Annotated in this window: 22 protein-coding genes; 7 read left to right on the forward strand and 15 right to left on the reverse strand. The window is 71.8% G+C overall.

The features are described from left to right. Window positions 1-46 precede the first annotated feature (46 nt). From HHL10_RS00920 to HHL10_RS00940, 5 genes are read right to left on the reverse strand one after another with little or no spacing between them, the layout of a single operon-like run. Window positions 47-1,018 carry a glycosyltransferase family 2 protein gene (locus tag HHL10_RS00920; protein WP_169158460.1) on the reverse strand — a complete coding sequence of 324 codons (972 nt, stop codon included), beginning with the start codon at window positions 1,016-1,018 and terminating at the stop codon, window positions 47-49. 56 nt (window positions 1,019-1,074) lie between these two features. Continuing rightward, window positions 1,075-2,925: a carbamoyltransferase family protein gene (locus tag HHL10_RS00925; RefSeq protein ID WP_169158461.1), complete on the reverse strand. Its 1,851-nt coding sequence runs from the start codon at window positions 2,923-2,925 to the stop codon at window positions 1,075-1,077. After that, a complete protein-coding gene (locus HHL10_RS00930; RefSeq protein WP_169158462.1) occupies window positions 2,922-4,088 on the reverse strand; it encodes a glycosyltransferase family 9 protein in 1,167 nt (388 codons plus the stop codon). The genes HHL10_RS00925 and HHL10_RS00930 overlap by 4 nt, the downstream gene beginning before the upstream one ends. Continuing rightward, window positions 4,085-4,720 carry a D-glycero-alpha-D-manno-heptose-1,7-bisphosphate 7-phosphatase gene (locus HHL10_RS00935; RefSeq protein ID WP_169158463.1) on the reverse strand — a complete coding sequence of 212 codons (636 nt, stop codon included), beginning with the start codon at window positions 4,718-4,720 and terminating at the stop codon, window positions 4,085-4,087. Before HHL10_RS00935 ends, HHL10_RS00930 begins: the two co-directional genes overlap by 4 nt. After that, window positions 4,717-6,009, reverse strand: coding sequence for a glycosyltransferase family 4 protein (locus HHL10_RS00940; RefSeq protein ID WP_375138926.1), 1,293 nt, complete (start codon window positions 6,007-6,009; stop codon window positions 4,717-4,719). Before HHL10_RS00940 ends, HHL10_RS00935 begins: the two co-directional genes overlap by 4 nt. Window positions 6,010-6,529: 520 nt before the next feature. Here HHL10_RS00940 and HHL10_RS00945 point away from each other — a divergent pair. Beyond that, a complete protein-coding gene (locus HHL10_RS00945; RefSeq protein ID WP_169158464.1) occupies window positions 6,530-9,514 on the forward strand; it encodes a hybrid sensor histidine kinase/response regulator in 2,985 nt (994 codons plus the stop codon). 158 nt (window positions 9,515-9,672) lie between these two features. On the opposite strand, the gene HHL10_RS00950 is transcribed toward HHL10_RS00945, so the two are convergent. After that, window positions 9,673-10,248, reverse strand: coding sequence for a hypothetical protein (locus HHL10_RS00950; protein WP_169158465.1), 576 nt, complete (start codon window positions 10,246-10,248; stop codon window positions 9,673-9,675). A gap of 124 nt (window positions 10,249-10,372) precedes the next feature. Here HHL10_RS00950 and HHL10_RS00955 point away from each other — a divergent pair, with 124 nt between their 5' ends. Then, window positions 10,373-11,056 carry a hypothetical protein gene (locus HHL10_RS00955; RefSeq protein WP_169158466.1) on the forward strand — a complete coding sequence of 228 codons (684 nt, stop codon included), beginning with the start codon at window positions 10,373-10,375 and terminating at the stop codon, window positions 11,054-11,056. Window positions 11,057-11,375: 319 nt separating this feature from the next. Here HHL10_RS00955 and HHL10_RS30145 read toward each other — a convergent pair whose 3' ends face one another. Genes HHL10_RS30145 through HHL10_RS00970 form a run of 3 tightly spaced genes read right to left on the reverse strand, consistent with a single transcriptional unit; the run spans window position 11,376 to window position 13,142 of the window. After that, window positions 11,376-12,287, reverse strand: coding sequence for a lipocalin family protein (locus HHL10_RS30145; protein WP_205832856.1), 912 nt, complete (start codon window positions 12,285-12,287; stop codon window positions 11,376-11,378). Then, complete coding sequence (locus tag HHL10_RS00965) at window positions 12,253-12,795, reverse strand: phage holin family protein (RefSeq protein WP_169158467.1); 543 nt, start codon at window positions 12,793-12,795, stop codon at window positions 12,253-12,255. Before HHL10_RS00965 ends, HHL10_RS30145 begins: the two co-directional genes overlap by 35 nt. Beyond that, window positions 12,795-13,142 (reverse strand): hypothetical protein, encoded by a 348-nt coding sequence (locus HHL10_RS00970; RefSeq protein ID WP_169158468.1) that lies wholly within the window; start codon window positions 13,140-13,142, stop codon window positions 12,795-12,797. The genes HHL10_RS00965 and HHL10_RS00970 overlap by 1 nt, the downstream gene beginning before the upstream one ends. On the opposite strand from HHL10_RS00970, the gene HHL10_RS00975 reads away from it, so the two are divergent. Beyond that, a complete protein-coding gene (locus tag HHL10_RS00975) occupies window positions 13,141-13,392 on the forward strand; it encodes a hypothetical protein (protein ID WP_169158469.1) in 252 nt (83 codons plus the stop codon). The two genes, HHL10_RS00970 and HHL10_RS00975, sit on opposite strands and share 2 nt — an antisense overlap. A 114-nt stretch (window positions 13,393-13,506) precedes the next feature. On the opposite strand, the gene HHL10_RS00980 is transcribed toward HHL10_RS00975, so the two are convergent. Both HHL10_RS00980 and HHL10_RS00985 read right to left on the reverse strand, forming a co-directional pair. After that, complete coding sequence (locus tag HHL10_RS00980; protein WP_157267836.1) at window positions 13,507-13,776, reverse strand: GlsB/YeaQ/YmgE family stress response membrane protein; 270 nt, start codon at window positions 13,774-13,776, stop codon at window positions 13,507-13,509. A 63-nt stretch (window positions 13,777-13,839) separates the two neighbouring features. Next, on the reverse strand, window positions 13,840-14,460 hold the full coding sequence (locus HHL10_RS00985) for a cysteine hydrolase family protein (RefSeq protein ID WP_169158470.1): 621 nt from the start codon (window positions 14,458-14,460) through the stop codon (window positions 13,840-13,842). Window positions 14,461-14,527: 67 nt separating this feature from the next. On the opposite strand from HHL10_RS00985, the gene HHL10_RS00990 reads away from it, so the two are divergent. From HHL10_RS00990 to HHL10_RS01000, 3 genes are all read left to right on the forward strand, one after another. After that, the gene (locus HHL10_RS00990; protein WP_169158471.1) at window positions 14,528-15,949 is read left to right on the forward strand and encodes a sigma-54-dependent transcriptional regulator; all 1,422 of its coding nucleotides are present in this window, start codon (window positions 14,528-14,530) and stop codon (window positions 15,947-15,949) included. A gap of 116 nt (window positions 15,950-16,065) precedes the next feature. After that, the gene (locus HHL10_RS00995; protein WP_169158472.1) at window positions 16,066-17,517 is read left to right on the forward strand and encodes a class II fumarate hydratase; all 1,452 of its coding nucleotides are present in this window, start codon (window positions 16,066-16,068) and stop codon (window positions 17,515-17,517) included. Beyond that, on the forward strand, window positions 17,514-17,984 hold the full coding sequence (locus HHL10_RS01000) for a GNAT family N-acetyltransferase (RefSeq protein WP_205832858.1): 471 nt from the start codon (window positions 17,514-17,516) through the stop codon (window positions 17,982-17,984). Before HHL10_RS00995 ends, HHL10_RS01000 begins: the two co-directional genes overlap by 4 nt. Window positions 17,985-18,149: 165 nt before the next feature. Here the strand turns inward: HHL10_RS01000 and HHL10_RS01005 are convergent, their stop codons facing one another. The 3 genes from HHL10_RS01005 to HHL10_RS01015 all read right to left on the reverse strand — a co-directional run bounded on the left by HHL10_RS01005 (window position 18,150) and on the right by HHL10_RS01015 (window position 22,361). After that, window positions 18,150-18,899 (reverse strand): SDR family oxidoreductase, encoded by a 750-nt coding sequence (locus tag HHL10_RS01005; RefSeq protein ID WP_169158473.1) that lies wholly within the window; start codon window positions 18,897-18,899, stop codon window positions 18,150-18,152. Between the two features lie 77 nt (window positions 18,900-18,976). Then, on the reverse strand, window positions 18,977-19,483 hold the full coding sequence (locus HHL10_RS01010) for a hypothetical protein (protein ID WP_169158474.1): 507 nt from the start codon (window positions 19,481-19,483) through the stop codon (window positions 18,977-18,979). Window positions 19,484-19,520: 37 nt separating this feature from the next. After that, window positions 19,521-22,361, reverse strand: a complete 2,841-nt coding sequence (locus tag HHL10_RS01015) for an ATP-binding cassette domain-containing protein (RefSeq protein ID WP_169158475.1) — start codon at window positions 22,359-22,361, stop codon at window positions 19,521-19,523. Between the two features lie 89 nt (window positions 22,362-22,450). On the opposite strand from HHL10_RS01015, the gene HHL10_RS01020 reads away from it, so the two are divergent. Then, a complete protein-coding gene (locus tag HHL10_RS01020; protein ID WP_169158476.1) occupies window positions 22,451-22,612 on the forward strand; it encodes a hypothetical protein in 162 nt (53 codons plus the stop codon). A 92-nt stretch (window positions 22,613-22,704) separates the two neighbouring features. Here the strand turns inward: HHL10_RS01020 and HHL10_RS01025 are convergent, their stop codons facing one another. After that, window positions 22,705-23,190 (reverse strand): hemerythrin domain-containing protein, encoded by a 486-nt coding sequence (locus HHL10_RS01025; RefSeq protein ID WP_169158477.1) that lies wholly within the window; start codon window positions 23,188-23,190, stop codon window positions 22,705-22,707. Between the last annotated feature and the right edge of the window lie 8 nt (window positions 23,191-23,198).

Raw genomic sequence — 23,198 nt, forward strand, 5'->3', positions numbered from 1 at the left:
GGGACGCGGGCATGGGGGTCGGCATGGGAGCCCTCTACTACGGCAGTCAGATGAAGAGCACGCGGAAGCGCCAGGCGCCGACGAAGCGCCAGTACACCGCAAGGTAGGGAATCGCGAAGGAGGTCACCAGCATCTCGGCCACGTGCGCGGGCGCCAGCGACGCGCCGCGCAGGCGCTTGAAGGCAAAGCTCAGGATGCCGCCCAGCGCCAGCAGCACCGCCACCAGCGCCGCCGCGCCCTGCCCCGCCAGCGAGAAGCCCAACGCCGCCAGCGTGCTGAGCACGATCAGCACGTAGCGCCAGGGCGGCTGGCTGCGGATGCGGGTCTTGAACAGCTGCGGGTGCTTCTTGAACAGCAGCGCGTCGAAGCTGACGTTCTCCTGCTGCCACAGCGAGATGCCCCAGCGCGCCTCGCGCACCGGGTGCACGACGATGGCCGCGTTGGCCCGGCCCACCTCGCCGCAATGCTCCAGCAGCGAGAACTGCAGGTCGGAGTCCTCGCGCCAGGCGCGCTTGAAGCGTTCGTCGAAGCCGCCGATCTTCTCCAGCGCCGCACGGCGCACGAAGGCGTTGGCGGTGACGAACTCGGCCGTCTCCAGCCCCTGCGTCATGCGCGCGTGGTCGGTGGGCCGGCCCAGCACGGGCACCACGACGCGCCCGGCGGCGGCGACGAGCTTGCGGCCCAGGGCGCGGCGGCCCTCCTCCAGCCAGCGCCGGTCGGGCACGGTGTCGTCGTCGGTGAAGGCGATCAGCGGCGCCAGCGTGGCGCGCCAGCCGCGGTTGCGCGCCGCCGCCGGCCCGCGCGTGCCCTGCGGCTGCAGGTAGCGCAGCACCGGCGCGCCCGGGCGCGCGGCCAGCTCCTCGACCACGGCGCGGGTGTCGTCGCTGCGGCCGTCATCCACCACCAGCACCTCGAACAGCGCCGCGTCCAGGCTCTGCTCCAGCAGCGCCTCCAGGCAGCGCCGCAGCAGGTCGGGGCGCTTGTAGGTGGGAATGACGACGGCGATCTCGACACTCATGGGCAGCGGCTCCTTTCAGTGGCGTTCTGGGCAAGCCGATGGGCGGGCCACCGGCTTCAACCCTTGTGCAAAATGAAATTGCCGATCACCAGCGCGTCCAGCGGCGTGCTGAAGAAGGCATCGATGGCGTCCTTGGGCGTGCAGACGATGGGCTCGCCGCGCACGTTGAAGGAGGTGTTGATCAGCACCGGCACGCCTGTCAGCGCCCCGAAGGCTTTCAAAAGCGCGTGGTAGCGCGGGCTGGCCTCGGCCGTGACCGTCTGCACCCGCGCCGTGAGATCGGCGTGGCAGGCGGCGGGAATGCGCGGCGCCTGCTCCCGGATCACGTCGTAGATGAAGAGCATGAAGCGCGCTTGGCCGCCGTTGGCCTGCGCGGGCGTGAACCAGGCGGCCAGGTCCTCCTCGGGCACCGCCGGGGCCACGGGGCGGAAGTCTTCGCGGTCCTTGAGTTCGTTGATGCGGGCCTGCATCTCGGCATGCAGCGGCGAGGCCAGGATCGAGCGCGCCCCCAGCGCGCGCGGCCCGAACTCCATGCGGCCCTGGAACCAGCCGATCACCAGGTCCTGCGCCAGCAGCTGCGCCGCTTCGGCGGCCACGTCGTCCACGCGGCGGTAGCTGAGCTTGGCCCACTTGAGCAGCTGCTCGATCTCGTCGTCGCCGTAGCCCGGGCCCCAGTAGGCATGCGTCATGGACCAGTCCGAGCGCGCCAGCACCGTGGGCACGGCATTGGGCGCGGCGCGGCTTTCCAGCGCCACCTCGCGGCCGGTGGCTGACGGCGTCGAGGTCTGCGTCGCGGCGGTGGCCGTGGTCGCCGCCAGCACGGCCACGGCGCCGGCGCGCTCGCGCGCGTCCACCCACAGCGCCGCGCCCAGCGCGGTGCCGGCGTCGCCCGCGGCGGGCTGCACCCAGACCTGGTCGAACAGGCCCGCGTCGCGCAGCCGCGCGTTCATCACGCAGTTCAGCGCCACGCCCCCGGCCATGGCCAGCAGCGGCTCGCCGCTGGCCTCGCGCAGCCAGGCCGCGAGCTGCAGCGCCGAGCGCTCCAGCACCTGCTGCAGCGAGGCGGCCAGGTCCAGGTGCACCTGCTCCAGCGCCGCGCCGCGCTCGCGCGGCGGCACCAGCGCGGCCAGGTCGATGCGGTCGATCTCGTAGCGCCCGTCCGGATGCACGCGCACCTGGCGCTGCAGGGCCTCGGCAAAGCGCGGCTGGCCCAGCGCGGCCAGCGCCATCACCTTGTACTCATCGCTGCTGTGCAGGAAACCGAGGTGGCTGGTGACGCGCTCGTAGAGCAGGCCCAGCGAGTGCGGCATGTCCACCTCGCCCAGCGGCCGGTACACGCCCTCGGCCCACAGGCCGTAGGCGGTGGTGGCGTCCTCGCCGCGGCCGTCCAGCGTCATCACCGCGCAGCGCTCGAAGGGCGCGGCCAGGAAGGCGCTGGCCTGGTGGCAGAGGTGGTGGTCGATGTAGTGCCACTGCCAGGGCCCGTCGAAGCGGCAGCCCTTGAAGCGCTTTTTCAGGTGGTGCGGCGCGCCGTCGGCGAGCTGGCGCGGGGCGTTGCTGACGTAGGCGGCGAACAGCGGGTCCCAGGGGTTGTCCCAGCCCGGCGCGGGTTGCGCCGACGGTTGCAGCGGCAAGGTGATGGTGTCGCCCGAGAGCCGGCCGCGGATGAAGCGCTGCGGGTCGTAGCTGTAGGCCACGTGGTCCACCTGCGCCAGCGTCAGCCCGGCCTCGGCCAGGCAGTAGTCGATGGCGTGGTAGGGCAGCTCCCAGGCCGTGAACGGCAGGGGCCGCTTGCCATGCTTGATGCGCGTGAAGCGCTCCTCCTCCGCGGCAGCGACCAGCCGGCCGTCGTGCACGAGGGCGGCGGAAGAGTCGTGGAAGGCTGCGTTGATGCCGAGTGTGATCATCCGAGTGCCGTGACGGGGTGGGGAATGCAGGGGCTGGCGGGGTGCAGCGGCACGCCCGGCAGGGTCCCCATGAGCTCCAGCGCGGCCTGGGCCACCTCCTGCGGCGGCACGCGCTCCAGGCAGTCGTGATGACGCTCGGGGCACACGCTCTTGAGGCAGTGGCGGCAGGGCACGGGATGGTTGAGCACACGCGCGCGCGCCTGCCAGGGCGTGTGCTGCGGATTGGTCAGGGCGTAGAGCACCACCACCGGCGCGTCCAGCGCCGCGGCCAGGTGCGCCGGCGCGCTGTTGTTGCACAGCGTGACCTGCGCCCCGGCGATCAGCGAGGCCAGTTCGCCCAGCGACAGCTGCCCGGCCAGCGAGATCGCCGGGCTGCGCATGGCGGCCATGGCCTGCTCCACCAGCGGCAGCTCGTCCGGGCCGCCGCTGAACACGGCCTGGCAGCCGGTGGCGTCCACCAGCGCCTGCGCCGCCTGGCCGAAGCGCTCGGCCGGCCAGCGGCGCGAGGCGGCGGTGGCGCCGGGATGCACCACGATGTAGGGCCGCGTCAGGTCGCCGCCGGCGCACTCGAACTTGTGGCGCATGGTCAGCGCCTCTTCGACCTTGAAGCGGAACATCAGGCGCTGCGCATCGGCCTGCAGCCCGACGTGGTGCACCAGGTCGAGCTGGCGCTGCGCCTCGTGGCGCATGCCGTCGGAGGGCACCTCGGTGTCGGGCACCCAGTCGGTGAGCAGCTCGTAGGGGTTCTCGCGGCTGTAGGCCAGGCGCAGCGGGATGCCCGCCTGCAGGCACAGCAGCGCCGCGGGCAGCGCGCTCTGGGTGCAGACGGTGAAGATCACCGCGGCGTCGAAGCGGCGCGATTTCAGCGCCTCGATCAGCCGCTCCTCGGCCTGTCCCGGCTCCAGCGCGCGCTCAAGCGCGGCATCGGGCCGCTTGACCCAGGGCGCGTCGAAGGCCAGCACCTCGTCCACGACCGGCACATGCGAGGCCAGCGCCGCGCCGGCGCGCGAGGCCAGCAGCGTGATGTGCGCCTGCGGCAGCGAGGCGCGCAGCGCCACCAGCGCGGGCGTGGTCATGAGCAGGTCGCCCAGGTTGTCCAGCCGCACGGCCAGCACCCGCTTCACGGACTGCCAGCGGCGCTGGCGTTCGCAGGGCGCGCTCATGCCGCCACCCCGCTCATCCGGCCCGTGCCTGCAGCGGCGCCGGTGTGTGCTTGCGTCGCAAAGCTCATGTCGTCGTTCTCCAGAATGAATCGGGCCGCGTCGTGCAGGTCCTTGGCGCGGTGCCGCGGCCGGCGCAGCGGGGTGAACTGCCACAGCGTCTCGTGGCCCACGTCCAGCAGCAGGCCGCGGCAGCCCGCGCGCTGCCCGGCCTCCACGTCGTTGAGGATGTCGCCCACCATCCAGGAGCGCGCCAGGTCCAGCCGCAGCTCGGCCGCGGCCCGCAGCAGCAGCCCCGGCGCGGGCTTGCGGCACGCGCAGCCGGCCTCGGGCGCATGCGGGCAGAAATAGAAACCGTCGAGCCGCACGCCGGCCTCGCGCAGCAGCCGCTCCTGCAGGGCCCGGCGCAGCGTCCCGAACTCGGCCGCGCTGAAGTACCCCAGCGCCAGCCCCGGCTGGTTGCTGATGACGACCAGCGCGTAGCCCGCGTCGCGCAGCCGCTGCAGCGCCGCCAGTGCGCGCGGCGTGAAGCGCAGCCGCGCGGGGTCGGCGCTGTAGGGCACGTCCTCGATGAGCGTGCCGTCCTTGTCCAGGAACACCGCCGGGCGCGGGGCCGCGGCGCCGTCAGGCCTCATGCCATGGCTCCCGGCTGCGACTTCAGCTCGGCAGCGGGCACGGCCGCCGCCTCGCGCGGGCGGCGCACGCCCTGGTACACGCCCAGCAGTTCGTCGGCCACGCGGTCCCAGGTGAACATGGCCCGCACGCGGCGGATGCCGGCACGGCCCAGCGCATGCGCCAGCACCGGGTTGTCGTGCAGATGCGCAATGCGCTGCGCCAGCGCCGCCGGGTCGCGCGGCGGCACCAGGAAGCCGGTGACGCCGTCGTCCACCGAATACTTGATGCCGCCCACGTCCGAGCCGATCACCGGCACCCCGCAGGCCATGGCCTCCAGCGGCGTGATGCCGAAGGGCTCGTACCAGGGCGTGGTCACGAACACGTCGGCCGCGCCGTAGCACTCGGGCAGCTGCTCGCGCCGGCGCTGGCCGGTGAACACCACCCGGTCCGCCACGCCGAGATCGTGCGCCAGCGCGCGCAGGCGGCCGATCTCGGGCGTGAGCCGCTCGTCGGGCTCGGCCGCGTCGCCACCGACGATCAGCAGCTTGAGCTTGGGGACGTGCTGCAGCTGCGCCACGGCGCGCACCACGTTGTCCACGCCCTTGCGCGGCACCAGGCGACCGAGCTGCAGCACCACGAAATCGTCCGGCGCCAGGCCCAGGCGGCGCCGCGCGCGCGCCTTGTCCACCGGCGAGAACTCCTCCAGATCCACGCCGCAGGGCACGGTGACGATGCGGCGCTCGTCGGCGCCGTACAGCCGCAGCAGGTCGAGGCGGTCCTGCGGGCACTCGGCCACCACGCGGTCGGCCAGGCGCACGATGCGCTCCTCGATGGCGGTGCGCATGGGCGGGAAGGCATCGGCGCTGCCCTGGTGCTCGCGCCGCACCAGGCCCAGCGCGTGGAAGGTCATGACCAGCGGCAGCCCGAAGCTGGCCTTCAGCCGCAGCCCCACCAGCCCGGACATGAAGAAGTTGGCGTGCACCACGTCGTAGGGCACGCTGTGCGCCAGCAGCTGCCGCGCCGCGCGCGTGAAGGCCGGCATGTGCGCAAGCAACTGCTCCTTGGGCACGAAATGCGCGGGGCCGGCCGGGATGTGCAGCACGCGCACGCCCGGGCGCAGGTCCACCGCCGCGGGCAGCGACGCATCGTCGCGCCGCGTCAGCACGTCCACATGGTGGCCGCGCTTGGCCAGACTGCGCGCCACATGCGCGACGTAGGTGTTTTGACCGCCCGAGTCGACCCCGCCGAGCGTGGCGAGCGGCGAGGCGTGTTCGCTGATCAAGGCGATGCGCAGCGGCGGAGAACTCATGAGGCCAATCCCATTGCAGCGGTGTCGTTTTCCAAGGCAATCGCCGTGCCCCTATTCCCCGCTTGCGGGGTTGGCGCGGTGTGAGTGCGAAAGGGCCTTGACAAGGACTCTTCCTGGCCCTGCAACCTGGCACCTTGCTTGCCCTCGAAGCGCCAGGACGACCAGACCCAGGCCTTGGCGGGTACTCCCGTGGAGGGCCGGGGCGGGTTCGGTCCAGTGCGGTACCGACCGCGACGACGCGCCTTGCGGCACCGATCGCGCTGTGTGGGCACCCGGTGTCGCCGCTCCGGGTCGGGCGGCATGAGCCGGCCGCCACGGCGCGGAACCCGGCACGCCGGCCAGGGTTGCGCTGTCAACGTCAGCGGCCCCTGCGCCGCTAGACTGCCCCGGACCGCCCGTACCGCTTCCGCCTTGGCGCCCACGCCGCGGCGCCCTTCCCTCCACCGCGAGCAACGATGACGCACCCTGTCCTGTCTTTCGCGCCGCACGGGCACCATGCTTGCCCGGCAGCGTGCCTGTGATGAAGCTGATGCGCGCCTCCGGGAGCGGCTGGTGGCCGGCATGGCCCCGGGCCTCGCTGCGCACCTACCTGGTGGCCATGATCCTGCTGGGTACGCTGCCCAGCGTGCTGCTGATGTCGTGGCAGGTGTTCTCGGACATCAAGGCCAAGCAGCGCGAGCTCGACGCGCAGCTGCAGCGCAGCGCCGAGAGCCTGGCGCGCGGCATCGAGCGCGAGCTCACCGCCAACGTCGAGGCCCTGTCCATCCTGGCCGGCGACGACGCGCTGCAGCGCGACGACGTGCCGGCCTTTGCCGCCTCCTTCGCCGACCAGCCGCCGGTGCGCGCGGGCTGGGGCGGCGTGTTCCTGCTGCGCCCCGATGGCCAGCCCCTGTTCGACACGGTGCATCCCGGCGCCCCGCCGCCGCCCGGCTTGAAGCTTCTGGCCCAGGCGGTGCACGCCTCTGGCCGCCCGGTGGTGTCCGACCTGCTCGACGGCCCCGCCGGCGATCGCTTCGGCACCGCGGTGCTCGTGCCGGTGCGCATCGACGGCCAGGTGCGCTATGCGCTCGGAGCCTGGCTGGATGCCGGCATGTGGCAGCGGCTGCTGGAGGGCGCGGGCCAGCCCAGCGAGGGCTTCCTGAGCCTGTACGACCGCCAGCGCCGGCTCATCGCGCGCGCCGCCGAGAACGGCCCGGCCGCCGCCGTCGGCCAGTCGCTGCCGCCCGAGGCCGTGCGCTGGGTGGACGGCAGCGCCGCGGGCGTGAAGCGCGGCGAGCGGCTGGGCGGCGGCAGCACCTTCGTCGCCTGGCAGAACGCGGGCTACGGCTGGGGCGTGGGCGTGGGCGTGGAGGCCGAGCCGCTGGAGGCGCGCGCGCGCCGCGCCGTGCTGGCCACGCTGGCCACGGCCACCGCCTGCCTGATGCTGGGCGTGGCACTGGCGCTGTGGGTGGCGCGCCGCGTCACGCAGCCGCTGCGCCAGCTCGCCACCGCCGGGCCGCGCCAGCCGCTGGGGGCCATCGTGGTCAACGAGATCACCGTGCTGCGCGACGCCCTGGTCGCGGCCGAGGCGCAGGAGGCCGTGGCGCGCACCCGGCTGCAGAGCAAGGCCGACGAGTTCGAAACCCTGTTCCACAGCATCCCGGTGGGGCTGATGGTGGCGCATGACCCGCAGTGCCGCTCCGTGCTGCACAACGCCGCCATGGACACGCTGGCCGGCCCGGCCAACGCCGCCGGCCAGGTGCGCGTGCTGCACCGCGGCCGCCTGCTGGAGCCGGCCGAGCAGCCGCTGCACCGCGCCGCCGCCAGCGGCCAGGCCGTGCGCGGGCTGGAGCTGGAGCTGCAGTTCCCGGACCGACCGCCGCGCCACGTCATTGCCCATGCCGCGCCGCTGCTGGACGCGGCCGGGCGCCCGCGCGGGGCCATCGGCGCCCTGGTGGACATCAGCGAGCGCAAGCTGGCCGAAGCCCGGCTCACCCATGCCGACCGACGCCTGCGCGAGAGCCAGCACCTGGTGGACTTGGCGCAGGAAGCGGGCCACGTGGGCTTCTTCCACTACCACGTCGGCACCGACACCGCCTCCTGGACCTCCGGCCACGCCAAGCTCTTCGGGCTGCGCAGCAAGCGCGTGGAAGGGCCGCTGGCCGAGTGGATCGAGCGCATCCATCCCGAGGACCGACCCGGCGTGCGCCAGGCGCTCGCGCGGCTGCTGCGCCAGCGTGCCGAGCGGCTGACGCTGGAGTTCCGCGTCGCGCCGCGCGACGGGCACACGCGCTGGCTCTCCAGCCGCGTGCTCATGAGCTATGCCGAGGACGGCCGCCCGCTGCAGGCCATCGGCATCACCGTGGACATGACCGAGCAGAAGGCCGCCGAGCAGGAGCGCGCGGCGCTGGTGGAGCGCGAACAGGCGGCGCGGCGCGAGGCCGAGGCCGCCAGCCGCGCCAAGGACGAGTTCCTGGCCATGCTCGGCCACGAGCTGCGCAACCCGCTCAGCGCCATCTCCTCGGCGGTGGAGGTGCTCAACCGCGGCGGTGCCAACGAGGCGCTGGCCGCCAACGCGCGCAACATCATCGGCCGCCAGACCCGCCACCTCGCGCGGCTGATGGAGGACCTGCTCGACGTGGCGCGCGTCATCTCCGGCAAGGTGGTGCTGTCGCGCCAGCCGCTGGAGCTCTCGGCGCTGGTGCAGCGCCTGGTGGGCACGCTGCAGCTCACCGGCCAGACCCAGCAGCATGACGTGCAGCTCGCCCTGCACGAGGTGTGGGTGGACGCCGACGCCACGCGCATCGAGCAGGTGGTCAACAACCTGCTGACCAACGCCCTCAAGTACACGCCCGAGGGGCGGCGCATCGAGCTGCGCCTCTCACGCGAGGACGGGCAGGTGCTGCTGGAGGTGCGCGACCAGGGCCTGGGCATTCCGCCCGCGCTGCTGCCGCGCGTGTTCGACCTGTTCGTGCAGGGCGAGCGCACGCTGGACCGGCGCGCCGGCGGCCTGGGCATCGGGCTGACGCTGGTGCGGCGCCTGGTGGAAATGCACGGCGGCACGGTGGGCGTGCGCAGCTCCAGCGAGGGCAGCACCTTCAGCGTGCGCTTGCCGGCCATCGAGCCGCCGGCGCTGACGCTGCAGCCCGCACGCGAGCAGCGCCTGGCCGCGCGCCAGCGCCACGTGCTGCTGGTGGAGGACAACGCCGACGCCATGAGCGCGCTGCGCAGCCTGCTGGAGCTCGACGGCCACACCGTGAGCACCGCCACCGACGGCGTGGCCGGGCTGGCCGAGCTGCTGCGGCTGCGGCCGGAAGTGGCGGTGATCGACATCGGGCTGCCCGGCCTCACCGGCTACGAGGTGGCCAAGCGCAGCCGCGCCGGGGGCCACGCCGGCAGGCTGATCGCGCTGTCGGGCTACGGGCAGGGCCGCGACGTGCAGCAGGCGCTGCGCGCGGGCTTCGATGCCCACCTGGTCAAGCCGGTGGACCCGGAGGCGCTGCGGAAATTGCTGGCGGAGCCGTAGCCCGTGGAGAGCAGTGGCCGCAGGACGCCAAGAAGGCCCCGGCTTCGTTGGCGTGCGGATGGCGGATGACGGCGCAGGCCGTAGAAGGAATGTCGTCATGCCCGCCTGCGCGGGCATGACGAGGCAGGGTACGAAGCGCCCCGGCTGACGGGCGGCGTTCAGCGCTCGTCGCCCTCCTCGTCATCCTCACCCGCGTCGCCCAGGTCGGGCACGTCGCCGCTGTCGTCGGCGTCCAGGCCCTCGTCGTCCTCGACGTTGGCATCGGCCTCTTCCTCTTCGTCGAGGTCTTCCTCCAGGTCATCGTCGTCCTCCAGGGTGGAGGCATTGACCATGTCGGCGGCGGCGTCCTCGCGGGCGCGGGCCTCCTCGGGCGACATGCCGGCGCTGGCGTCGCCGTTGAAGTCGCCGTCCACCAGCGTGTCGATGTCGCCCACGGTCTGGATGCTGTCGGGCGCGATGTCGGCGGCCTCGTTGCCGGCGTCGCTGCCGGCGCTGCGGCGCTCGCCCGTGCCCTGGGAATCGCTGTCGGCCGACAGGGCCTCGGGGCCGCTCATGGGCCGCAGGCTGTCGGGCTCGGCGATGGAGTCCAGCGTGCCGCCGGGATTGAGATCGTCCTCCAGGCCCGCGATGTCGCTGCCGGAGTCGGTGGTATCGCTGGGGCCCAGCGCCGCCGTGTCGCGGCCGGAAACCGGCACGGGGGTCTGGTCGGGTCCGAGGATGGAACTGGTGGCCATGGTGTGCTCCTTGTCGTTGCCCCGAAATCGGCAAGCGCCATGCCGCGCCGCACTGGGCACAGGCGTTGCCGACCTGGAGGGCGTACGGCCCCCGGTGGCCGCAGCCCTTTCAGAGGAGACCGACATGAGCCGCAAGCAGGACCCCAACCAGGACCCGGACCTGAGCAAGCAGATGGGCAACAACCCCTCCGACGCCGGGTCGAACCGGCAGCAACAGCAGCAGCAAGGCCAGCAAGGCCAGCAAGGCGCGCAGGGCTCCGACGAGCAGCGTGTGAGCAGCTCGGTGGGCAGCGAGCAGGGCCATGCGCGCGTCACCCCCGGCGGCGGCCAGAGCGCGCAGCACAGCCAGAGCGCACGCGGCGCCGGCCAGTTCGGCGACGACCAGGGCGGCGCGGACATGGCACGGGCGCAGAATCAGGGCCAGGGACGCGACCGCTCCGCCGGCTACAGCGCCAGCACGCAGGTCCAGCAGCAGCCGCCGCAACAGCAGCAGCCCGGGCGGCAGCAGGCCGGCGAGGACCAGCAGGCGCAGCAGTCCCAACAGCAGCAGCAGCAGCAGCCCCAGCAGCAGAACCTGCAGGAAGCGGTACGCACGGCGCAGCAGAACGCCGAGAGCCAGAAGGCTCAGCAGCAGCAGAGCGCGGGCGGGACGCTGCAGCAAGGCAGCAACGGTCCGCAGAACCCGGCGGCCAGCGGCTCGCACCAGACGCTGCAGCCCCACTCCAGCGGCCATGACCAACCCGGCAAGAGCGCGGGCCGCACCAACAGCAACGACGACTCCGGCAACAGCCCGCACCGGGGCGGCTGAGCCGCATCCCACTCAGTCCTTGAACACGGGAAGTCCGTTCGTGCTGAGGTATCGAAGTACGAACGGGCGCTGCGGCCTGCCGCGCAGCAGGGGCCGTTCACCCTTCGATCCTTCAGGGCGAACAAAAATCAAAGTTCCGAAGTTTCCTGTAGTCCTGGCCGTGAGCGTGTAGGCGGCGCCTCGAAGGCTTTTACGAGCGGGGATGAAGGCGAAGCCCGGGAGCAGGGGCGTACCCATCGCGGTGTCCCGCCATGACGACAGCCGGGAGCTGGTCATGGCGGAACAGCGCGTGCCAATCCACCGCCGGGGTGGGACCGCTTCAGGAGCGGTGCACGCCCTGGGGCGTGCGCATCAGCTGCGTGGTGTCGAAGCCCTGGGCACGGGCGTGCAGCAGAAGACGCTGCAATTGCGAGTCGTCCATGAAGGGCGATCGCGACAGCAGCCACAGGTGCTTGCGGTCGGGCGTGCCGACCACGGCGGCGCCGTAGTCGGGATCGACATGCAGCACCCAGTACGGCGCCCAGGAGCCGGGCAGCCAGCGCAGCGCCTTGGGCATGAAGCAGACCTCCAGCTTCGCACCGTCGGAGCCGGTGGGGCGGGCCACGCCGCGCACCTCTTCGAGCACGCCGTCGCGGGTGTAGCAGCTGTTGACGATGCGCAGCCGGTCGCGGCCGAGCAGCGTGTAGGTGGCGGTGACGTCGCTGTCGCACTCGCGCTCGGTGGTGAGCGGCAGCCGCGCGATCTCGAACCAGCGCCCGGCGTAGCGGCGCAGGTCCAGCAGCGGCGCGGTCGCCACCGGCGCCTGCCGCGCGACGCGGAAATGCGCCACGGCCAGCGGCACGGCGGTGGCCATCAGCGTGGCCACCAGCTTGGGATTGACGCGGTTGCGCACCGTCAGCGGCAGCAGCGGCCAGAGGAACGCGCTGAGCTGGGCCCAGGGCAGCTGCGCCAGCCAGCTGGAGCCCGTGCTCACGGCGCTGGTGTCGGCCACGCCACGCTTGTGGCGGAAGAGACGGCGCAGCACCACGCCGCCGACCATGCTGGCCGCGCCGGCCCCCAGCGTGGGCAGCTTGTCGTGGACCTGCTGGCCGATGCGGCTGGCGTGCTGGCGCAGCCGCTGTTCCCGCGCCAGGATGGCCATCTCGGCCGCCAGGATCTGGCTGTCGAGGCTGGCGGGCGCGATGCCGCCCGGTACTTCAGGGCGTGCCGGCGACTGAAGCTGGGCGCTCATCGGGGGCTCCTGCGGAAGGGGTGGAAAGGTCGGTCCCCGCGCCACGGCGCGGGGACGGCTCGGGCGAGCGCAGCGTCAGCCGCCGCAGCGTGGCCGGCAAGGCCAGGTAGCGCGCCAGTGTCAAGGCCCGCTTGACCGCCAGCCAGGCCGCGCCCAGGTTGAGCAGCAGGATCAGCAGCAGCGCCCAGCCCCAGGCCAGGCCGGCCTGGACCAGGGCGATGCCGATACCGACCCACAGCGCCAGCCACGCCGTGCACAGCAGCACGCCCGCGGCTATCACCAGACCGACCATCTGCGCCAATGCCAGGCCCGAGCGCTTGAGCTCCAGCGCCAGCAGGTGCACGCGGTCGCTCACCAGGCCGGGGAGCTCACGCAGCAACTGCTTGACGTTGGTCAGCAGCGAGTCGGAAGGATTCACCCCGTCCAGGCCGGGCGGGACCGCGTCGGGCGCGGCCGTGGCCTGGGCGGTGGTGGCCTGGGATGCGGGCTGAGGCTGCAGGTCGTCCATCAGCGCGAGGACAGCATGCGGCTGAGCAGCACACCCGCGGCCGCGGCCACGGCCAGCGACGCGATCGGATGCTCGCGCACGGTATCGCGCAGGCTCGTCACCCACTCTTCCTGCATGGCGCTGAGTTCATCCTTGCTCATGGGCAGCTTCTCGGTAGCGCTGCCCATGGTGCTGCGCAGCCGCTCCAGGGCCGGAGCCGCCTTCTCGGCCAGGCGGTCCACCGCCTCGTGCGCGCTCTGCACCATGCGGTCCATCGAGGCGCCGCTGCCCTGGGTGCCCTGCGCCATGGCGCTGTTGCCGCTGCCCGAGAGCCCGCCGCCCGTGGACGACATGCCGGAAGACGACATGCCTGACGTTCCGGAAGACATGCCCGCAGAAGACGACATGCCCGAGGTGCCGGAGGACATCCCGGAAGACGACATCCCCGACGAGGAGGACGACAGCCCGGAGGACGAGGACGACAGGCCGCTGGAGCTGTCGCCCGTGCCGCTGCTCATGCCGCTGCCGCCGAGGGTGGAGCCGCCCGTGGTGCCGGTGCTGCCGGAGGTCGGGAAGGGGCTGGAAGTCGAGGCCATGAATAACTCTCCTGTGCTTTAGAACGCTTGGAGTGTCGGCGGCTGCCGACGGTAGGACGTGGCACGCCCCGATGCCAGCTTATACACGGCACCGGGGCGGCCGCAGGGAGCTCGGTAAGGGTTGCCGCAGGCCGCCTTAGCGTACGCTGCCCCGACGCACGAGGTTGACGATGGCCAGCAGGACCACGGCGCCTACGAGCGAGACCAGCAGGGAACCGATGCTGAATGAATTGGCGTTGATGGAGGGGATGCCCACCAGTGGCGAGATGAACCAGCCCGCCAACGCGGCGCCGACGATGCCGACGATCACGTTGAGGAACATGCCCTGTTGGGCATCGGTGCGCATCATCAGGCTGGCTACCCAGCCGATCAGACCGCCAACGAACAGCCAGACAATCAGGTTGATCATGGTGCTTTACTCCTGTTTCAGAGGTTGCAGAACACGGCGCCCTGATGCGCGAGTCCCGTGTCAAGGCTGAGGCAAACGGTGTGCCGCAGCCGTGCTGTCGCAGGTCTCGGCCTTGAACACGCGGGCGATGTAGTCCAGCGCGGCCTGCTTGAGCTCGGGCGTTTCGGAAGCGGTGCAATCCGCGGGGGCCCACACCGAGTAGCCGCGCAGGTAGGCATCCATGGCGGTGAGCTGCACGCACATGTCGGCCGAAAGCCCGACCACGATGAGCTCATGGGCATGCATCTGGGTCAGCAACAACTCCAGCGGGGTGGCATAGAAACCCGAGTGGCGTGGCTTGAGGATCGTCAGGTCGCCCTCGGCCGGTGCCAGCAGCCGGGCGATCTCGCCGGCCTCGCCTGGCAACCCCTGGCAGTAGTCCAGCACGTCGCTGAACTGCGAGCGCCACGTGCCATAGTTGTCATTGGCGTACACGGCCGGTACGCCTCGTTGTGCAAGCACCTGTTTCAAACGCGCCGTACAGTGCGCTGCCCGCAGGGCCGCGGGCGCGATACTGTCGGCACCCGGGAACTGCAGCGGATTGATGAAATCCACGAGCAGCAGCACGCTGCGGCTTCGAGGCAAGGCATTGTCGCCAGCACCGATGGTGAGGGCTGGCCGATGCGGGGGCTTCACGTCCATGTGCCATTGCGGCAACTTCAGTTCCTGACCCCGTGCGGGGATGCCCCGACACCTGAGGAGAGCACTCTTGAGTCATGCCCTGATCGTCGATGACGACACGGACTCGGCCCAAATGATGGCGGCCCTGATCGCGGCCGAGCATTTCACCGTGGCCACCGCCCACAACCTGCGCGACGCGCGGCGCCAGATGGCGCTGCAGCAGCCCGACATCGTGCTGCTGGACCTGCAGCTGCCCGACGGCAGCGGCATGGACCTGTTCGACGACCCCCAGCTCATCGCCCATTCCGAGGTGGTGCTCATCACCGGCCACGCCAGCCTGGAAACCTCGGTGCAGGCGCTGCGCCTCGGGGCGGCGGACTACCTGACCAAGCCGGTCAACATGAAGCAGCTGCGCGGGATCCTCTCGCGCGTGATGCGCCCGTCGGTGCTCAAGGACGAGCTGGCCTCGCTCAACGCCGAGTGGCAAAAGAGCGGTCACTTTGGCCACCTCTGGGGCCGCTCGCCGGCGATGCAGCGCATCTACGAGCAGATCGCGCGCGTGGCCGGCACCGCGGTGAGCGTGTTCATCACCGGCGAGAGCGGCACCGGCAAGGAGGTCGTGGCGCAGACCGTGCACGACCTCAGCCGCCGCCGCAAGCATCCCTTCCTGGCCGTCAACTGCGGCGCCATCTCGCCCAACCTGATCGAGAGCGAGATCTTCGGCCACGAGAAGGGCAGCTTCACCGGCGCCGACCGCATGCACCAGGGCTTCTTCGAGCGCGCTCATGGCGGGACCCTGTTCCTCGACGAGATCACCGAGATGCCGCTGGAGCTGCAGGTCAAGCTGCTGCGCGTGCTGGAGACGGGCACCTTCATGCGCGTGGGCTCGACCACCCCGATCGAGACCGACGTGCGCGTGATCGCCGCCACCAACCGCACGCCCGAGCAGGCCGTGTCCTCCGGCAAGCTGCGCGAGGACCTGTACTACCGGCTCAACGTGTTCCCGATCGCGCTGCCGCCGCTGCGCGAGCGCTCCACGGACGTGCCGCTGCTGGCCGACCACTTCCTGGCCGCCGTGTGCGAGCGCGAGAACGCGCGCAAGCGCTTCACGCCCGCGGCGCTGGACAAGCTCACCGCCTACCGTTGGCCGGGCAACGTGCGCGAGCTGCGCAACGTGGTGCAGCGCGCCTTCGTGATGGCCGAGGGCGACCAGATCACCGACGAGTGGCTGCCCAGCGACCCGCCCTCGGCCGAGGCGCCCGCCGGCGCTGCCGCCGCGCCGACCGGCCGCGACGGCAGCATCACCATCCGCCTGGGCACCTCGATGGCCGAGGCCGAGCGCCAGCTGATCCTGGCAACGCTGCGCCACTACAACCAGCACAAGGAGCGCACCGCCGCCGTGCTGGGCGTGAGCCTCAAGACCCTCTACAACCGGCTCAAGGAATACGCCGCGGAAGAGAAGGGCGACGGCGAAGCCACCGAGCCTTCCGGCAGCACCGAAGGCAGCTGACGCCCTGCCCGACTTGGGTCAAGCGGCCGCCCCCCGGCGGCCGTTTCCTTTGGCGCGGCGCACGGCGCTTGCTGGAACCGGCCGGGGTGCCCGCCGCCGGCGCCCGGGATGCCGCCATGACCGCCGATCCGCCTTCCGCTTCCTCGCCCTCCTCCGCCTCAAGGCCCGCCGCCACGTCCGCCTCGGGCGACGCCGCCTGGCGCGAGGAAAAGGACAGCATGGGCCCCGTGCGCGTGCCCGCGCAGGCCCTGTGGGGCGCTCAGACGCAGCGCGCGGTCGAGAACTTCGGCTTCGGCGGCGGCGGCATGCCCGCCGCCTTCGTGGAAGCCTTGCTGCACATCAAGGCAGCCGCCGCGCGCGCCAACGAGCAGCTGGGGCTGCTGGAGCCGCCCCTGGCGCAGGCCATCGCCGAAAGCGCCGACGCGCTGCTGGCCGACCCGCAGCGCATGGCGCACTTTCCGGTCGAGGTGTTCCAGACCGGCTCGGGCACCAGCTCCAACATGAACGCCAACGAGGTCCTGGCCACGCTGGCGGCGCGCCGCCTGGGCCGCGCCGTCAGTGCCAACGACCACGTCAACTTCGGCCAGAGCAGCAACGACACCATCCCCTCGGCCATCCACGTCGCCGCGGCGCTGCTGCTGGAGCGCGAGCTGCTGCCGGCGCTGGCGCACCTGGCGCTGGCGCTGGAGAACAAGGCGCCGACGCTGCGCCAGCATGTGAAGACCGGGCGCACGCACCTGATGGACGCTATGCCGGTGCGCTTCGACCAGGTGCTGGGCGGCTGGCGCGCGCAGGTGCAGCAGGCCATCAACGGGCTGTGCGCGGTGCAGCCGGCCGTCGCCACCCTGGCGCAGGGCGGCACGGCGGTGGGCACCGGGGTCAACACCCATCCCGATTTCGCCGCCAGCCTGTGCGCGCTGCTGCAAAAGCGTACCGGCATCCACTTCCAGCCCGCGGCCGAGCGCTTCTCGCTGATGGGTGCGCAGGACACGGCGGTGCAGCTCTCGGGGCAGCTCAAGGCCTGCGCGGTGGCGCTGATGAAGATCGCCAACGACCTGCGCTGGATGAACTCCGGGCCGCTGGCCGGGCTGGCGGAAATCGAGCTGCCGGCGCTGCAGCCGGGCAGCTCGATCATGCCGGGCAAGGTCAACCCGGTGATCCCGGAGGCCGTGGCGATGGTGGGCGCGCAGGTCATCGGCAACGACGCCGCCATCACCGTGGCCGGACAATCCGGCAATTTCGAGCTCAACGTGATGCTGCCGCTGGTGGCGCGCAACCTGCTTGAGAGCCTGCAACTGCTGGCCGCCGCCGCCCGCGCCCTGGCCGACCGCGCCATCGCAGGATTTACCGTCAACGAGACCAGCCTGCGCGCCGCGCTGGCGCGCAACCCGGTCCTGGTGACGGCGCTGAACCCGCTGGTGGGCTACCTCAAGGCCGCCGAGATCGCCAAGGCGGCCTACAAGCAGGGCCGCCCCATCATCGACGTGGCCGACGAAATGACGGATCTGGGCCGGGACAAGCTGCAAGAGTTGCTGGACCCGGCACGATTGACGGAGGGAGGACTTTGATTCGCATACGCCCCTACGCCAGCTCGGACCTGAGCACCGTCGTGGCGCTGTTCACCGCCTCGGTGCACACCCTGGGCGCCAAGCACTACGGTCCCGAGCAACTGGACGCCTGGGCGCCGCGCCCGCCCGACCTGGAGGCCTGGCGCCAGCGGCTGGAGCCGCTGCGCATCCTCATGGCCGAGGATGCGCTGGGCCCCTGCGGCTTCATCGCCTGGCGCGACGACGGCCTCATCGATCTGCTCTACACCGCGCCGCGCTGCGCCCGCCGCGGCGTGGCCTCGCGGCTGGTGCAGGCGGCCGAGGACGACCTGAGCGCCTCGGGCGTGACCGAGCTCAGCACCGAGGCCAGCCTGGGCGCCTGGCCCTTCTTCGAGACCCAGGGTTTTACCGTCGTCGAGCCGCAGACCGTGACCCGCCGCGGCGCCACCTTCACGCGCTTCCTGATGAAAAAGGAAAACGCCGCCTGAGCGGCGGCGTTCTCCTCATTCCATTACCTGCGGCCAATGATGTATTCCGTTCGCCCTGAGGTATCGAAGGGTGAGCGGCCCTCACTGTGATGCAGCCATCGCAGCCTCTCGGATTCGCCCTTCGATACCTCAGGGCGAACGGGTCCGAGGTCGTCCAGCATCAAGTCAAGGCCAGCTGCTCTCGCGCATCGGGATCACCGTCACCTCCGGAATGACGGTTTCCTCGTCCTGCAGCAGGCAGAAGCGCACGGCCTTGGCCACCTGCACCGGGTCCTGGAGCACGCCGGGGTCGATGTCGGGGAAGCGGTCCAGCAGGAAAGGCGTGCGCATGCCGCCGGCCACCACCGCCGTCACCTTGATGCCCCTGGGCCGCAGCTCGGCATGCAGCGCGTGCGACAGCCCCAGCAGGCCCCACTTGGTGGCGTGGTAGGCCGCGGCGTTGGGCCAGGCGCGCTTGGAGGCGGTGGAGGCGATGTTGACGATGTGGCCGCCGCCGCAGGCCGACTCGCGACCCATCAGCGCCGCGGCATGCTTGGCCACGTAGAACGGGCCGCTGAGGTTGGTGCGCACTATGCGTTCCCAGTCGAAGCCGTGCAGCTCGGCGATGGGCACCGTGATGTCGATGGCGGCGTTGTTGACCACGGCATCGAGGCGGCCGAAGCGGTCGTGCACGCGCTGCATCAGCTCCAGCACCTGCGTCTCCTCGCCGACGTCCAGCGGCTCGGCGATGGCCTCGATGCCCTGCCGGGCCAGCTCGGCCGCCTGCTCCTTGGCGCGCTCCAGCACCAGGTCGGCCAGCACGACCGTGGCGCCCTCGGCGCCCAGCACCTGCGCGATGGCGGCGCCCAGGCCGCGCGAGCCGCCGGTGATGACGATGCTGCGGCCCTTGAGGGCATTGCCGGGGGGGAAAGTCATGGGAAGTCCTCCGAGGGGGTTTGCAATGTGTCGAGATCTCGACGGGTAGGAAAAACCGGTCCGGCGCGGACGGACCGTCAGCCGCCGGCGTTGAGCTGGCGCTTCTCCAGCGCCGCGGCATGGCGCTGCTTGGCGATGGCGCGCAGGTTGGCGGCCAGCGCGGTGGCAAAGGCTTCATCGAACCAGGGGAAGGCGCCGCTGGCGGCCACGACAATGCCGTCCAGGCAGACGCTGCCCCACAGCAGGCTGTCGCCCTCGCGCAGCCGGTGAGGCTGCAAGGCCTGCAGCGCATGGGTGTCGCCGCGGCTCCAGGCCAGGCGCGCCTTGGCGCGGGCGAAGCCGGCGTAGTCCGCATCCCAGCGGCTGCGGTCGCCCACGGCGTGCTCCAGCAGGATCGCCTCCTCGAACGGGCAGTCCGCCGGCGTGAGCGCTGGGTCCATCACCACCAGGTAGAAAAAGCCGCAGCCGCTGACCTGCGGGTCGGCCATGGCCGGCTCGATCATGGGAAGCGTCATGGCCAGCGCCTGCTCGGCGGCGTGGCGGTCGGCGAAATGGCTGCCGCGGCGGGGGGCTTGTTTGTCCATGGCGCCGACAGGGCAACTGGCGCTCCCACCGGCGCCGCTACACCTCGATGGGGGGCGATGGCGGCCCGGTGCCCTCCGCCACACCCTGCGCGCTTGACAGCGGCCGCCCGATCTCCAGCAGCTCCGTGAGCAGCCGCTGCGGCTGGGCCGGCTTGGACAGGTGGGCGTGGAAGCCGGCGGCCAGCACCTGCGCCCGCACCTCCGGGCCGGTGAAGCCCGACAGCGCCAGCGCCGGCAGCCGCTGCGCCACCGGCACGCCGCGGCGCGATTCGAGCTGGCGCAGCGCGCGGATGAACTGCAGGCCGTCCTCCCCGCCCAGCGCGATCTCGCTGAGCAGCCGCTGCGGCCACATCGCGGTGGGATGGCGCTCCAGCCACTGCAGCGTCGCGCCGGCGCTGTCGAACAGCAGCACGTCGGCGCCCGACCCTTCCAGCAACTGCTGCAGCGCCAGGCGCGCCTCCGGGCGCGGCTCCAGGCACAGCACGCGCAGCCCGGCCAGCACCGGCAGCGGGGGCGCCTCGGCCGGGTCCTCCACCAGCCCGGGCACCGTGTCTTCGTCCTGCGGACCGGCCGCGGCCACCGGGCGCAGCGGCAGCTCCACCACGTAGCGCAGCCCGTGCGAGGCGCTGGGCGGGTCGATGCTGAAGCGCCCGCCCTGGCGCTCCACCGTGGAGCGCAGCGTCAGCGGGTCCAGCGGCGTGTCCAGGCCGAAGGGCAGGCGCAGCGGCGCAAGCTCGTCTCCGGCCGCCGCCGTGCCGGCCTCGGGCGCGCCGGGCGAGGCCAGCGCCGGCACGGCATGGCGCCCGTCGCCGATGGTCAGCCGCGCCAGCTCGCCCTGGCGCTCCAGCCGCACCTCGATGCGCCGCCCGCGCGGCGTGGCCTGGATCGCGGCCACGCACAGCTCGCGCGTGAGCTGCGCCAGCGTGGTGGGGTCGCCGGTGACGCTGGCGTTGCCCAGGTCGATGTGCGCCGACAGCCGCACCTGGCGCGCGTCGAGCTCGGCGGCGAGGCCGTCCACCGCCTGGGCGATGAGCACCGCCAGGTTCACCGGCTGGCGCGCCATGCGCCGCTCCAGCTTCTCGAACTGCTCCTGCTGCAGCTGCAGGTTCCAGAGCTGCGCGTACAGCCCCTCCTTGGCCAGCAGCTCCTCGTGGCGGCCGCGCTCGACGATACGGCCGCGGTCCATGACCACGATCTGGTCGGCGCCGACGATGGTGGAGAGGCGGTGGGCGATGATCAGCGTGGTGCGCCCCTGCGCGATGCGATCCAGCTCATGCTGGATGGCGCGCTCGGCGCGCGTGTCCAGCGCTGAGGTGGCCTCGTCGAAGATCATCAGCGGCGGGTTCTTGAGGAAGGCGCGCGCGATGGCGATGCGCTGCTTCTCGCCGCCGGAGAGCTTCATGCCGCGCTCGCCCACCACGGTGTCGTACTGCTCGGGCAGCGACATGATGAACTCGTGCACCTGCGCCGCCTGGGCCGCGGCAATGATGTCCGCCATGCCCGCGCCCTGGCGCCCGTAGCCAATGTTGTAGGCGATGGTGTCGTTGAACAGCACCGTGTCCTGCGGCACCACGCCCACGGCGCGGCGCAGCGAGTCCAGCTGCACGTGCTTGAGGTCCTGCCCATCCACCGTGACGCGGCCCTGCTGCGGGTCGTAGAGGCGCAGCAGCAGCCGCGCCAGCGTGCTCTTGCCCGAGCCGCTGCCGCCCACCACCGCCACCGTCTGCCCGGCGCCGATCTCCAGGCTCAGGTCGTGCAGGATCGGCCGACCCGGCTCATAGCCGAAATGCACCTGCTCGAAGGCCACCGCGCCGCCGGCCAGCTTCAGCGGCGGCGCCTCGGGCGCGTCCTGGATCTCCACCGGCTGCTGCAGCAGGCCGAACAGCTTCTCGGTGTTGACCAGCGCGTCGCGCGCCTCGCGGAACACGAAGCCCAGCGCATTGAGCGGCAGGCAGATCTGGATGATGTAGCTGTTGACCAGCACCAGGTCGCCCACCGTCATCTGGCCGCGCACGGTCTGCTCGGCGGCCAGCAGCATCACCGCCGCGACGCCGGCGGCGATGATGGCGCTCTGGCCGATGTGCAGGCCCGAGAGCGCGCGCTGGTTGCGCACGCCCTCCTCCACCCAGGCGCCCAGCACGCTGGCGTAGCGCTGGCGCTCGAAGCCCTCGCGCGCATGGGTCTTGACGGTCTCGTAGTTGAGCAGCGTGTCCACCATGCGGCCGTTGGCGCGCGAGTCCATGTCGTTGACGCGGCGCTGGCGCAGCGCGCGCGTGGCCGTCTTGGCGGTGGTGAAGGCGGCGTAGACGAAGAACGTCACCATGATCACCAGCGTGAACCACAGGCTGTAGCCCGCGGCCATCACCGCCAGCACGGCGGCGAACTCCACCAGCGTCGGCACCACCGTGAACAGCCCCGAGCCCAGCAGGAAACCCACGCCTGCCGTGCCGCGCTCCACGTCGCGGATGAGCGCGCCGGTGTTGCGCTGCACGTGAAAGCGCGGGCTCAGGGACAGCAGGTGCGCGAAGCAGCGCTCGGCGAAGTCGGTGACGGTGGACAGCGTCACGCGCGCGAACACCAGGTCGCGCAGCTCGGTGAACAGCGTGCCGGCAAAGCGCAGCAGCGCGTAGCCCAGCAGCAGGAACACCGGCAGCACCAGCACCGTGGCCACGCCGCGGGTGGTGGAGGTGGTGAGCGAGGCCGGCTCGCTGAAGCGGTCGATGACCTCCTTGAGCAGCAGCGGCACCGCCACGGCCGCCAGCTTGGCCGCCACCAGCAGCGCCATGGCCAGCAGGGTGCGGTTGCGGTGGCGCCAGGCCGCCTGGGCCAGGCCGACGAACACGTGGGCTTTGCCGTTGCCTGGAGGGGTGTCTGCCATCGCCGCGCGGCGGCAAGCCGAGTGCCCAGCCCCCGAGGGCACGGGCCTTGCCAGGATGCCGGCCTGACTTGTCTTCACAGGAGTCCCGCATGGGCAACCAGATCAAGACCGAAGCCGACGCGCAAGCCACCATCCCGCTGCGCCCCGCGCAGGAGCAGAAGGCCACCGGCCAGAAGCGCAGCAAGGCGCGCGGCGTGGCCACGCGCAGCAAGAAGAACCCGGGCAAGCGCTCGCACCAGGGCGGGAGCTGAGTTCCGGTTGAAGTCACGGCCTGCGCGCTGCTGCGCAGGCCGCAGTCAATACAGCCTCAGGCCCGCGCAAGCGGGCATGAGGCAACCCCCGCTCACTCCAGCGGCGCCGCCTTGTCCGTCTGCTCGGCGATGGCCTCGCGCGGGTCGCCCTCGCGCTTGAGCTGCTGCTGCAGCCCGTGCATCTGCTCGCCCAGCGTGCTGCGCGCCATGGGCTCCAGCAGCTGCTTCACCTTCGGGAACAGGTGCTCCTCCTCTTCCTTGTGGTGATGCTCGGCCTGCTCCTTGAGCACGTGGAATTTGGCCTCGAAGCTGGGGTCGTCGGGCGACAGCGCCAGCAGGTCGGCCATCACGCGCTTGAGCGAGAGGTGCTCCTCCAGCGACTCCAGCAGGATGTCCTCGGTGCGGTGCGCCTTCACGGCCGGATAGAAGATCTGCTCCTCCGAGCTGAGGTGCACCGTGAGCTCGTCGCCCACGCGCTTGAACAGCGCCTCGCGCTGCCAGGCCTCGGCCTCCATCCAGGCCTTCATCAGCGCCTCCAGGCTGCGGTGCTGGCCGGTGAGCAGTTCAATGGCGTCCATGGCAGTGT

It is taken from the genome of Azohydromonas caseinilytica, assembly GCF_012927045.1.
GTDB lineage: Bacteria > Pseudomonadota > Gammaproteobacteria > Burkholderiales > Burkholderiaceae_C > Azohydromonas > Azohydromonas caseinilytica.